The sequence below is a fragment of the Mesorhizobium sp. PUT5 genome (assembly GCF_052216645.1).
Lineage (GTDB): Bacteria > Pseudomonadota > Alphaproteobacteria > Rhizobiales > Rhizobiaceae > Mesorhizobium.
The window spans coordinates 3,590,186-3,601,567 of sequence record NZ_JBQOSO010000003.1; the positions used below are offsets into that span (position 1 = coordinate 3,590,186).

Here is an 11,382-nt window from a genome sequence, read left to right on the forward strand (position 1 = left end):
TCATCGCCCCGCCGCCAGCTTCAGCGTATGGCGGGCGATCATGATCTCCTCGTCGGTCGGGATGATGTGAAGCTCCAGGCTGCTGTCAGGCGTGCTCAACAGGGCTTCGCCGCGCGCATTGGCCTTCGCATCCATCTCCAGCCCGAGCCAGGCAAGCCGTTCGGCGACCGCCGCCCGGATCGGCGCCGAATGTTCTCCGATCCCGCCCGTGAAAACGAGCCCGTCCACCCCGCCAAGGGAACCGGCAAGCGCCCCGGCCTCGCGAACGAGGCGATAGACGAACAGCTCCACCGCCTCCCGCGCCGTCGGCTCGGGGCTTGCCAGAAGCGTGCGCATGTCGCTGGCGATGCCGCCGGACACGCCGAGCAGGCCGGAATGCCGGTAGAGCAAATCTTCGATCTCGCTCGCGCTCATGCCGTGGTGCTGCTGCAGGTAGAGCAGCACGCCGGCGTCGAGCGTACCCGGCCGCGTCCCCATCACCAGCCCGTCCAGCACGCTGAACCCCATTGTGGTGTCGATGCTGATGCCGGCGCGCAGCGCACACAGGCTGGCGCCGTTGCCCAGATGGGCGACGACCGTCCTGCCCCGCGCCAGCCGCGGCGAGACATCCTTCAGCCGCCCGGCGATATATTCGTAGGAGAGGCCGTGGAAACCGTATCGCCGCACGCCCTCGGCCTCGTAGTTCCGCGGCAGGGCGAAACGCGCGGCGACGGGCGGCATGGTGTGATGGAAGGCGGTATCGAAACACGCCACCTGCGCCATATCCGGATACGCCGCCGCGATCGCGCGCACCGGCACCAGATTTTGCGGCAGGTGCAGCGGCGCCAGCGGCGCCAGGCGGTCAAGCGCCTCGATCAGATCTTGCGTCAGCAGCTTCGGCGCGATGTAGGCGGATCCGCCATGCACGATCCGGTGGCCGACGGCCAGAAGCCTGTCCCCTGCGAGGTGACGGCTTGCCCAGCCGACCACCTTTTGCGCAATCACGCGAAAATCGTTCGCCGCCTGCGGCCAGTCCAGCTTTTCCAGCAAGGCCCCGCCTGCATCGCGAGCCGAGAAACGCGGTGCCGTGGCCGGTTCCGCCACCTCGGCCCGCACGGCAAGATCGAGCCGGTCCGCGCCGACGCGCCGGAAAAGCCCGACCTTGAGGCTGGAAGAGCCGGCATTGAGCGTCAGGATCGCTTCGGCCATTCCCTTGCTCCGGCCATTGCTTTGCTGCGAGCGGCGTCTTGACCGGGATCAAGGCCCCGCTGCGCGAGACATCATATCAGGAAGTGCTTGCTGCGGGATGACTTCCCGGACTGCCGATCTATCTTCCCCTGCCTGAGATAGCGGCATGCCTGCGGCCCTTCAACGGAGACTTCCGATGGATACGGACAAGAAGCCCGCCTCTACGAGCAAGCACGAAGCGCTTTCCGCCGGGGAAGCCAAGCTGATGGATGCCTGGTGGCGGGCCGCCAACTACCTGTCGGTCGGACAGGTCTACCTGCTTGCCAACCCGCTGCTGCGAGAGCGTCTGCGCAAGGAGCATGTGAAGCCGCGCCTGCTCGGCCACTGGGGCACAACGCCCGGCCTCAATTTCATCTACGTGCATTTGAACCGCATCATCAGGAAGCTGGATGCGAACGTGCTTTACATTGCCGGGCCGGGCCACGGCGCGCCGGGCGTGGTGGCCAACACCTGGCTGGAAGGCACCTATAGCGAACTCTATCCCGACATATCCCAGGACGAGGACGGCATGTGCCGCCTGTTCCGGCAGTTCTCCTTTCCCGGCGGCATTCCCAGCCATGCCGCTCCGGAAACGCCTGGCTCGATCCATGAAGGCGGCGAACTGGGCTATTCACTCGCCCATGCCTTCGGCGCGGTGTTCGACAATCCCGACCTGATCGCCGCTTGCGTGGTGGGCGACGGCGAGGCCGAGACAGGGCCTCTCGCCACCTCCTGGCACGGCAACAAGTTCCTTAACCCGGCGCTTGACGGGGCGGTGCTGCCGATCCTGCATCTCAACGGCTACAAGATCGCCAATCCGACCGTGCTGGCCCGCATCGCGCCGGCCGAATTGGAGGCGCTGCTGACCGGCTACGGCTACCGCCCGATCATGGTGGAAGGCGATGAGCCGCACGACATGCACGCCAAGATGGCCGCCGCGCTGGACGAAGCCTTTGCCGGCATCCGCTCCATCCAGAGGAAAGCGCGCGAGAACGGCGACACGGAGCGCCCGGTCTGGCCGATGATCGTATTGCGCGCGCCCAAGGGGTGGACCGGGCCGAAGACGGTTGACGGGCTAAAGGCCGAGGGGTTCTGGCGCTCCCACCAGGTCCCCTTCACCATGGAAAAGCCCGAGCATCTGGCCCTGCTGGAGGACTGGCTGCTGAGTTACCGCCCCCAGGAGCTGTTCGACGGGACCGGCCGCCTGCAGCCGGAGATCGCCGCGCTCGCCCCGCAAGGCAACCGGCGCATGAGCGCCAACCCCCATGCCAATGGCGGGGCGCTGATGCGCCCGCTCAGCCTGCCCGATTTCAGGGACTATGCGGTGGCCGTGACCGCGCCCGGCGGCGCGGATGCCGAATCCACCAGGATTGCCGGCGCCTTCCTGCGCGACGTGATGCGGCGCAACGCCCAAAGCCGCAACTTCCGTGTCTTCGGTCCCGACGAAACCGCCTCCAACCGGCTGCAGGATTTGTTCGAGGCCACGAATCGCGCCTGGAACGCCGAGACCTTCTCCTATGACGACCATCTCGCACCCGATGGCCGGGTCATGGAAATCCTGTCCGAGCACACCTGCCAGGGCTGGCTGGAAGGCTATCTGCTGACGGGGAGGCACGGCTTCTTCTCCTGCTACGAAGCCTTCATCCACATCGTGGATTCCATGTTCAACCAGCACGCGAAATGGCTGAAGACCTCGAAGGAGGTGGCATGGCGGCGGCCGATCGCCTCCCTCAACTATCTGCTGACATCACATGTCTGGCGGCAGGACCACAACGGCTTCAGCCATCAGGACCCCGGCTTCGTCGACCATGTGGTGAACAAGAAGGCCGACATCGTGCGCGTCTACTTCCCGCCGGACGCCAACACCCTGCTCTATGTCACCGACCATTGCCTGCGCAGCTGGAACCGCGTCAACGTCATCGTCGCCGGCAAGCAACCCCAGCCGCAATGGCTCGACATGGACCAGGCCATCAAGCACTGCACCGCCGGCATCGGCATCTGGGAATGGGCGAGCAACGACAAAGGCGGCGAGCCCGACGTGGTGATGGCCTGCTGCGGCGACGTGCCGACGCTGGAGACGCTGGCGGCCGTCGACCTGATGCAGCAGGAGATGCCGGAGCTGAAAGTGCGCGTCGTCAACGTCGTGGACCTGATGACGCTGCAGCCCAAGACCGAGCATCCGCACGGGCTTTCCGACGCCGATTTCGACGCACTGTTCACGAAGGACAAGCCGGTGATCTTCGCCTATCACGGCTATCCCTGGCTGATCCACCGCCTGGCCTACAAGCGCACCAACCACGACAACATCCATGTGCGCGGCTTCAAGGAGGAGGGCTCGACCACGACGCCCTTCGACATGGTGGTGCGCAACGACCTCGACCGCTTCCATCTCGTCGGCGACGTAATCGACCGCGTGCCCAAGCTCGGCGCGGCCGGCGTCTACGTCAAGCAGGCGATCCGTGACCGCCTGATCGAGCACAGGCAATATATCGTCGCCAACGGCACCGACATGCCCATGGTGCGCGACTGGCGCTGGCGAGGGGACGCTTAGTCCGGTTTCCCCCGCTCACGCGGAAGACGTGCCGGGCCCCTCCTGCCGCGACGCATCGCGGGAGGTTTCATTGGCCGCTGCGCCCGCTTTCGAGCCGCCGCGCAGCACGACATAGATGGCCGGGATGACGAGCACGGTGAGCGCCGTGGACGAGATCAGGCCGAACAGCAGCGAAATGGCCAGGCCCTGGAAGATCGGGTCGGTCAGAATCACCGCCGCGCCGATCATGGCGGCCAGCGCCGTGAGCAGGATCGGCTTGAAGCGAATAGCGCCGGCCTCGAGCAGGACGTCCAGCAGCGGCCGCCCCGGCGTGCGGGCATGGCGGATGAAGTCCGACAGCAGGATCGAGTTGCGCACGATGATGCCGGCGAGCGCGATGAACCCGATCATCGAGGTGGCCGTGAAGGACGCGCCGAACAGCCAGTGTCCCAGCAGGATGCCGATGAAGGTGAGCGGTATGGGCGTCAGGATGACCAGCGGCAGCTTGAAGGAGCCGAACTGCGCCACCACTAATATGTAGATGCCGAGGATCGCCACCATGAAGGCCGCGCCCATGTCGCGGAAGGTTACCCAGGTCACCTCCCATTCGCCGTCCCATAGAAGCGTCGGATGGCTCTCGTCGTCCGGCTGGCCGTGCAGGGCGATCGCCGGCTTGGGCAACCCGCCCCAGTCGGCCTTGTCGATGGCGTCGCGCACGGCGAGCATGCCGTAGACCGGCGCTTCATAGGCGCCGGCAAGTTCGGCCAGCACCATCTCGGCGGCACGGCCATTGTGCCGGAAGATCGGCCATGAGGCCGGCTCGCGCCGCACCTCCACCACATCGCCGAGCTCGACCACGCCGCGCCCGCCGAGCAGGGCGTTGGCGGGCACCGGCGTGGCCAGCGCGCGCTCGGAGACGGTCGCCGCCCCCTTGTCCAGCGCGATGCGGATGGGGATCGGCCGGCGGCCGCCGCCGCGATGCGAATAGCCGACGGTGGCGCCCGAATAGAGATAGCGCAGCGTGTCGTAGACGTCCGACTGCTCGACCCGGTAATATTCCAGATTGTCCTGGTCGATGGCCACGCGCAGGCGCTGCGGCCGGTTGTGGTAGCTGTCGTCCACGTCGGCGATGAAGGGCACGCTTTCGAAGGCCTCGCGCACCTTGGCCGCCACCGCGCGTCTTGTTTCGGGATCGGGGCCGTAGATCTCCGCCAGCAGCGTGCCCATCACCGGCGGCCCGGGCGGCGGCTCCACCACCTTCAGCACGGCGCCTGCGGGCAGGGAAAGGCTCTTCAGGCGCGTGCGCATGTCGAGCGCGATGGCGTGGCTGGCGCGCCGGCGCTCGCCCTTGGGCGCGAGGTTCACCGCCACCTGGCCCTGCTCGGGATTGGCGCGCAGGTAATAATGCCGCACCAGCCCGTTGAAGTCGAAAGGCGCAGCCGTACCCGCATAGGTCTGGAAGGAGGCGACCTCCGGGATCGGGGCCAGCGCCTCGACAGCCGCCTGCAAGGTGCGGTCGGTATCCTCGACCGACGAACCCTTGGGCAGGTCCAGCACCACCTGCAGGTCGGACTTGTTGTCGAAGGGAAGCAACTTCACCGTGACGTGCCTGGTGTAGATGAGGCCGAGCGATGCCAGCGTGGCGATGCCCACGACCAGAAGGAACGCCCAGGAGCGGGCGCGCGTCTTCAGCACAGGCCGGGCGACTGCCACGTAAAGGCGGCCGAGCAGGCCTCCGGGTGCAGCATCCTGCGCGCCATGGCCCGCGCCGCCGACCTTCAGCATCAGCCAAGGCGTCAGCATCACCGCCACGAAGAAGGAGAACAGCATGGCGGCGGAAGCGTTTGCCGGGATCGGGCTCATATAGGGGCCCATCATGCCCGACACGAACAGCATGGGCAGAAGTGCGGCCACCACCGTCAGCGTGGCGACGATGGTGGGGTTGCCGACCTCGGCCACCGCGTCGATGGCCGCCTGCACGCGCGGCCGGCCGTCTTTCATGGCCCAATGGCGGGCGATGTTCTCGATGACGACGATGGCGTCGTCCACCAGTATGCCGATGGAGAAGATCAGCGCGAACAGGCTGACGCGATTCAGCGTGTAGCCCATGATCCATGCCGAAAACAGCGTGAGCAGGATCGTGGTGGGGATGACGACGGCCACGACCAGCGCCTCGCGCCAGCCGATGGCGACAGCGACCAGAACCACGATGGAAACCGTGGCCAGGCCGAGATGGAACAGCAGCTCGTTGGCCTTCTCGTTGGCGGTCTCGCCATAGTTGCGCGTGACCGTCATTTCCACGTCCTGCGGGAAGATGCGGCCGCGTACCTCGTCGATGCGGCGCATGATCTCGTCGGCGATGGCGACGGCGTTGGTGCCGGGGCGCTTGGCGATGGCGAGCGAGACGGCCGGCACGCGCGCCAGCCCGTCCTGTCCTCCTTCCGGCACTTTGCGTATGTCGGTGACCCGGTTCTCGGCCGGTGCGGTGGCCAGCACCACCTTGGCCACGTCGCGGACATAGACGGGGCGGCCGTCGCGCGCGGTCAAAAGCAGATTGCCGATCTCGGGCAGCGCCTGCAGGGTCTGGCCGGCGACGATGGCGCGCTGGCCGCCCTCCTCGCGCACCGTGCCGATGCGGAAGGAGCGGTTGGCGCCTTCGATCTTGGCGGCAAGCTGCTGGAGCGTGATGCCGGAGAGCGCGAGTTTCTCCGGGTCCGGCTCGACGCGGAATTCCTCGGGCTGCTCGCCGGCCAGGTAGGTGAGCCCGATGTCGGGCAGCTTGGCCACTTCCACCTGCAATTCGCGCGCCAGCCGGGTCAGGTCGTTGGCGCTCCAGCGGGAGGCGGCGGCCGGCACCGGTCTCAGCGTGACCACCGCGATCGCCACGTCGTCTATGCCGCGGCCGACGATCAGCGGCTCTGGAACGCCGACCGGGATACGGTCCATATTGGCGCGGATCTTCTCATGAACCCTTAGGATGGCGGCGTCCGAGCCGGTGCCGACCTTGAAGCGCGCCGTCACCATCGCCCCGTCGTCCTCGGTCTGCGAATAGACGTGCTCGACGCCGTCGATGCTCTTGACGATGGTTTCCAGCGGCTCGGTCACGAGCTTGACGGCGTCTTCCGCCTTCAGCCCGTTCGCCTCGACGCGGATGTCGACCATCGGCACCGAGATCTGCGGCTCCTCCTCGCGCGGCAGGGCGACCAGCGCGATCAGGCCGAGCGCCAGCGCCGCCAGCAGAAAAAGCGGCGTGAGCGGCGAGGCGATGAAGGCGCGGGTGAGGCCGCCGGCGATGCCCAGCCTCATGGCAGCACCACGCGGTCGCCCTCGACAAGGCCAGAAAGCACCTCGACGCGAACAGCGCCGCCATCCTCGAAGGTCTCGCCGAGGATCACGGCGACGTCGATCCCTCCATTGGGCGTTTTCCCATTGGGCGCTTTCCCTGCGGTCGGTGCTACGCGCACATAGTCGACGCCGTGCACCGTGCGAACCGCTTCCGGCGGCACGGCCAGCACGCTGCGCCGGCCGACTGGAATGGACACCAGCGTGCGTTCGTTGACGAAATAGTCGCCGATGCCGGCCACGTCGACATCGGCGACGACGCGCCCGTCGGCGATCTCGGGATAGACCTTGACGATGCGGCCCGGCCGCGCGGCTTCCATGCCGGCGGAGGGCGCGAGCCCTCGCCCGCCGACGAGGACTTCCGCGCCCTGCACGATCTCGGCCGCATGGCGCTCCGGCAGCGACAGGCGCAGATGGTAGGGCCCTGGCGCCACGCGGGCGATCGGCTCGCCCGCCATCACCACCGAGCCAGGCGTCACCGAGACGGTCAGCACCCGGCCGTCCGAAGGCGCCAGCACCTCGCCCTCGCGCGCGCTCTGCTCGATCACCGCCTTGTCGGCTTCCGCCGCGGCAACCTGCTTGGTGGCGACTTCGAGCTGGGTGCGCGCCAGGTCCAGCCGGCTTTGCGTGCCCGTGCCCGACGCCTGGAGCTGCTGAGCCCGCTCGAATTCCAGCCGGGCGTTCTCGAGCTGCGAGCCGAGCGCCTCGATCCTTGCATCGGCGGCGTCGAGCTGAAGGGCCAGCTTGTCGTCGACGACCAGCGCCACCGCCTGCCCTTCCTTCACCTGGTCGCCTTCGCCGATCATGATCTGCCGCACCGAACCGCCGATGCGGGCGCGGGCCGGAACCACGATGCGGCTCTCGACCTGGCCGAAGACGGCCTTCATCTCGGCGACTGTGGTCGCATGGACGACGAATTCGCCGGCCTGCGAAAGAGAGGGCGCGGCGAGCACCGCAAAGGCGGCGAGCAACAGGTTCCAGGAACGGATCATCGGTCGCGACATGCTGGCGGCGCTACTTGAACGCCACGCCGGATTTGCAGCCGAGCCGCTTGAACAGCAGGGCGGCCGGGCAGAAGCCGGTGAACGAGGCCTGGACCATGTTGAGGCCGGCAAAGGCGGTCAGAAGATACCACCAGGGCGACACGAAATAGCCGAGTGCCAGCGAAGCCAGCACCATGAATCCGGCAAACCTCAAAACGGCGCGATCGAGGGTCATTTGCTTCTCTCCTTGGTTCAGCCGGCGGCCCTTCCGCCGGCTCTTCACGAATGCCCCATGCAGGGGACGTATGATGTTCCCGAGCTTTCCGATGCCGGCCGCCGCGGCCCAACTTCCAAACGGGATGTCGCGGGCCTAAGGTGGCGCGGGTCACAGGCCCGCCCTTCGACCTTGCATCTAACATTCAAAGATTATAAATTCAATAGTATGAATGTAGAAGAAATGATACCGGCTGCGGAGGCGGCCGCCGAGCTGATGAGAAGCCTCTCCCATCCGCAACGCCTGCTCGTGCTCTGCGCGCTGGTGGACGGCGAAAAATCCGTCGCCGAACTGCGCCAGATGCTCGGCATCGAGCAGGTGCCGATGTCCCAGCAGCTCATGCGGCTGCGGTCTGACGGGCTCGTCGAGGCGCGCCGCGAGGGCACGGCCGTATTCTACCGCATCGCGCGGGCCGAGGTCCGGAACGTCGTGGAGGCGTTGCACGAGGCGTTCTGCGAACCCCGCCCGCAGCCGGTTCCTTGACGAAGATCAATGTCGCGCAGGCCGGCCCGGCCGATAATTGGAAAGGAATAAAAGAACCACGAGCCCTCAGGACGAGAAAATGATCTTGCCGAATGACACCACCGTCGCCGTCGTCGATGGTGAGAAGTTGCGCATGTTCCGCAACAAGGGCATGGAGCCTCGCATCCAGTTGGTGCCGGAAGCTGCCGGCGTCATCCAGCCGGCCAATCAGGGCTCCGGCGGACGTCATCGCAGCACGGCCGCCAATCCCGACGCATCGCGGCTGGAGGAGGACAATTTCGCCGGCGCAGCGGCCGCCTACCTGAACCGGCAGGCCCTGGATGGAGCCATCTCCTCGCTGTTCGTCATCGCCGACCCGCGCACGCTGGGCGAGATGCGCCGGCATTTCCACGATGCGGTGAAGGCCAGGCTGATCGGCGACCTTGCCAAGGATCTGACCGGCGACGACGTCGAGGCTATCGAGGCGGCCCTGATCAAAGCGTGATCAGGCCGCGGGGTGGTTTCGCGGGTGGCCGACGAATTCGCGGCAATGGGCGGCAAAGGCATGTACACGCATATCCTCATTCCCACCGACGGCTCCGAACTGGCGCAGGCCGGCGTTGCGCATGGTCTGGCACTGGCAAAGCAGCACGGCGCCCGGGTCACGGCGGTGACGGTGACGGAGGCGCCCGGCGGCCAGTTCGCCTATTCCTCCGCGCTGTGGACACCGAACGAGGCCGAGATGGCCGCCTATGAGGAAGCCCAAGGCCGCGCTGCGCAGTCCGTCCTGGCGTCGGTCAGCGTCGTCGCCGCGCAATTGGGGCTCCGGATCGAGACGATCCACATTCCCGACCGTCGAGCCGCGCCCGCCATCCTCGACACGGCCCGCGAGTGCGGCTGCGACGCCATCGTGATGGCCTCTCACGGCCGCAGCGGCATGAGCCGGGTCGTCCTCGGCAGCCAAACGGCGGAAGTGCTGGCCAACGCCGCGGTCCCCGTGGTGGTGGTGCGGTAGCGGCTTCGACAGCGCGGTGCATGCCCGCCAAGTGCTGGCCCGGATACTGGCATTGATGGCCAGCGCGCCGGGTCGTGCCTCAAAGCTCCTTGCGCACGAGGATCAGGGTCGGGTCGTCGGGGCTGGCGGTGGCCACAAAACCCTGCTCCCGCTCCAGTTCGATGGCCTCGTGGCTTTCGCGGCTCTCCAGCGATTCCAGGACCTTCACGCCCCTGGCCTTCGCGAACCGGGCAACGTGCCGCAAAAGCTCCCAGGCCACACCCTTGTGCTTGTAGTCGGCATGGACCGAGATCGCGACCTCACCCTTCTCCAGCGCGTCGTCGCAGGCCAGCATCGCGGTGGCGACGATCGTCTTGCCGTCTTCGGCGAAGGCCAGGAAATTCTCGGTCCGCTCATGGTCGACCTGCGTCATGGCCGCGATGCGCTCATGGCTCACCTCCCTCACCCCGCCCAGGAAGCGGAAGCGCAGGTCCTCCGGGCTCACGTTGGTGAAGAAGCGGGCCAGGGCCACAGCATCCTTCGGCATGGCAGGCCTGACATGAAGCACCAGCCCTGTGCGGGTGGTGAGATCGCGGCTCCAATCGTCCCTGGTCATGGTCCTTCTCCGACGCTGCCCGGCCTCGTCCTCATCATGCCCGGCATGATGAAGGTGTCGCTGCGGCCCCGCATTGACACCGATCAAGGCGGCGTAGCGCAAGAGCGCCTATTCTGCATGCGTTTGCCATATCGGACCGGAGAGCATCAGATGAGCTACAAATCCGTCCTCGTGAATATCGACATAGACGGCCCTGTCGCGCCGATCGTCAAGGCGGCCAGCGATCTGGCCGCCCGCCTGCAGGCCAGGCTGATCGGCCTTTGCGTGGCCGATGCCCCCATGCCCATCATCATGCCGGATGGCGCTGCGCTTGCCGGCGAAGCCTGGCAGCAGATGCGCAACGACATCGAAAGCAGGTTCAAGGATGTGCGTGCCTCCTTCGCGAAATCGGCCGGAAGTTCCGCCGAAACCGAATGGCGCGACGTTCTCGACAACCCCACGCGCGGCCTGACCGAGGCCGCCCGGACGGCGGACCTCGTCGTCATGGGCGCCGCGGAGGGGGCCGACAGCGGCGATCTGTACCGCAGCGCCGATCCGGGCAGCGTCGTGCTGCAGGCCGGCCGGCCCATGCTCGTCGTCGCCAAGGGCGCCGATCATGTGCCGGTGAAGAAAGCCGTCATCGGCTGGAAGGATACGCGCGAAGCCCGCCGCGCCGTGGCCGACGCCGTGCCGCTGCTGGCCTGCGCCGAGCAGGTGACGATCGTCACCGTCGCGGAAGAGGTCGGGCCATGGATTCGCGAAGGCGTTGCCGACGTGGCCGCGTTCCTGTCCCGCCACGGCATACAGGCAGGATCGGAGATGATCGAGAGTTCCGCCGAAAGCCGGAAGCTGGCTGAATTCATCTCGTCCAGCGGCGCCGATCTCGTCGTGACCGGCGCCTATGGCCACAGCCGCCTGCGTCAATGGGCCTTCGGCGGCGTCACCCGTTCGCTGCTGGACGAAACCGGCCTCCACCGCTTCATGTCCTGCTGACAG

General features: G+C 66.9%; 10 protein-coding genes. 5 read left to right on the forward strand and 5 right to left on the reverse strand.

Annotated elements, in window-relative coordinates; genetic code table 11:
* A complete protein-coding gene (locus ACTDI4_RS19125; protein ID WP_442842652.1) occupies window positions 1-1,188 on the reverse strand; it encodes an acetate/propionate family kinase in 1,188 nt (395 codons plus the stop codon).
* A 244-nt stretch (window positions 1,189-1,432) separates the two neighbouring features.
* On the opposite strand from ACTDI4_RS19125, the gene ACTDI4_RS19130 reads away from it, so the two are divergent.
* Entirely contained in the window at window positions 1,433-3,757 is a 2,325-nt protein-coding gene (locus tag ACTDI4_RS19130; protein ID WP_442843407.1) for a phosphoketolase family protein, read from the forward strand.
* A 15-nt stretch (window positions 3,758-3,772) separates the two neighbouring features.
* On the opposite strand, the gene ACTDI4_RS19135 is transcribed toward ACTDI4_RS19130, so the two are convergent.
* Genes ACTDI4_RS19135 through ACTDI4_RS19145 form a run of 3 tightly spaced genes read right to left on the reverse strand, consistent with a single transcriptional unit; the run spans window position 3,773 to window position 8,296 of the window.
* Entirely contained in the window at window positions 3,773-7,042 is a 3,270-nt protein-coding gene (locus tag ACTDI4_RS19135; RefSeq protein WP_442842653.1) for an efflux RND transporter permease subunit, read from the reverse strand.
* Window positions 7,039-8,082 carry an efflux RND transporter periplasmic adaptor subunit gene (locus tag ACTDI4_RS19140; protein WP_442842654.1) on the reverse strand — a complete coding sequence of 348 codons (1,044 nt, stop codon included), beginning with the start codon at window positions 8,080-8,082 and terminating at the stop codon, window positions 7,039-7,041. The genes ACTDI4_RS19135 and ACTDI4_RS19140 overlap by 4 nt, the downstream gene beginning before the upstream one ends.
* Before the next feature lie 10 nt (window positions 8,083-8,092).
* Window positions 8,093-8,296: a YgaP family membrane protein gene (locus ACTDI4_RS19145; protein WP_442842655.1), complete on the reverse strand. Its 204-nt coding sequence runs from the start codon at window positions 8,294-8,296 to the stop codon at window positions 8,093-8,095.
* Between the two features lie 255 nt (window positions 8,297-8,551).
* Between ACTDI4_RS19145 and ACTDI4_RS19150 the strand changes: the two genes are divergently transcribed.
* The 3 genes from ACTDI4_RS19150 to ACTDI4_RS19160 all read left to right on the forward strand — a co-directional run bounded on the left by ACTDI4_RS19150 (window position 8,552) and on the right by ACTDI4_RS19160 (window position 9,812).
* Window positions 8,552-8,818 (forward strand): ArsR/SmtB family transcription factor, encoded by a 267-nt coding sequence (locus ACTDI4_RS19150; protein ID WP_442842656.1) that lies wholly within the window; start codon window positions 8,552-8,554, stop codon window positions 8,816-8,818.
* Window positions 8,819-8,897: 79 nt separating this feature from the next.
* Window positions 8,898-9,302, forward strand: coding sequence for a host attachment family protein (locus ACTDI4_RS19155; protein WP_442842657.1), 405 nt, complete (start codon window positions 8,898-8,900; stop codon window positions 9,300-9,302).
* Between the two features lie 60 nt (window positions 9,303-9,362).
* Window positions 9,363-9,812: a universal stress protein gene (locus tag ACTDI4_RS19160; RefSeq protein ID WP_442842658.1), complete on the forward strand. Its 450-nt coding sequence runs from the start codon at window positions 9,363-9,365 to the stop codon at window positions 9,810-9,812.
* A gap of 79 nt (window positions 9,813-9,891) precedes the next feature.
* Here the strand turns inward: ACTDI4_RS19160 and ACTDI4_RS19165 are convergent, their stop codons facing one another.
* On the reverse strand, window positions 9,892-10,407 hold the full coding sequence (locus ACTDI4_RS19165; RefSeq protein WP_442842659.1) for a GNAT family N-acetyltransferase: 516 nt from the start codon (window positions 10,405-10,407) through the stop codon (window positions 9,892-9,894).
* A gap of 150 nt (window positions 10,408-10,557) precedes the next feature.
* On the opposite strand from ACTDI4_RS19165, the gene ACTDI4_RS19170 reads away from it, so the two are divergent.
* Window positions 10,558-11,379, forward strand: coding sequence for a universal stress protein (locus ACTDI4_RS19170; protein WP_442842660.1), 822 nt, complete (start codon window positions 10,558-10,560; stop codon window positions 11,377-11,379).
* Window positions 11,380-11,382 lie beyond the last annotated feature (3 nt).

Excerpts from the sequence above, each read along its gene's own strand:
- ACTDI4_RS19125 (WP_442842652.1), bottom strand. The coding sequence starts at position 1,188 with ATGGCCGAAGCGATCCTGACGCTCAATGCCGGCTCTTCCAGCCTCAAG.
- ACTDI4_RS19145 (WP_442842655.1), bottom strand. The coding sequence starts at position 8,296 with ATGACCCTCGATCGCGCCGTTTTGAGGTTTGCCGGATTCATGGTGCTG.
- ACTDI4_RS19150 (WP_442842656.1), top strand. The coding sequence starts at position 8,552 with ATGAGAAGCCTCTCCCATCCGCAACGCCTGCTCGTGCTCTGCGCGCTG.
- ACTDI4_RS19130 (WP_442843407.1), top strand. The coding sequence starts at position 1,433 with ATGGATGCCTGGTGGCGGGCCGCCAACTACCTGTCGGTCGGACAGGTC.
- ACTDI4_RS19165 (WP_442842659.1), bottom strand. The coding sequence starts at position 10,407 with ATGACCAGGGACGATTGGAGCCGCGATCTCACCACCCGCACAGGGCTG.
- ACTDI4_RS19170 (WP_442842660.1), top strand. The coding sequence starts at position 10,558 with ATGAGCTACAAATCCGTCCTCGTGAATATCGACATAGACGGCCCTGTC.
- ACTDI4_RS19140 (WP_442842654.1), bottom strand. The coding sequence starts at position 8,082 with ATGTCGCGACCGATGATCCGTTCCTGGAACCTGTTGCTCGCCGCCTTT.
- ACTDI4_RS19155 (WP_442842657.1), top strand. The coding sequence starts at position 8,898 with ATGATCTTGCCGAATGACACCACCGTCGCCGTCGTCGATGGTGAGAAG.
- ACTDI4_RS19160 (WP_442842658.1), top strand. The coding sequence starts at position 9,363 with ATGTACACGCATATCCTCATTCCCACCGACGGCTCCGAACTGGCGCAG.
- ACTDI4_RS19135 (WP_442842653.1), bottom strand. The coding sequence starts at position 7,042 with ATGAGGCTGGGCATCGCCGGCGGCCTCACCCGCGCCTTCATCGCCTCG.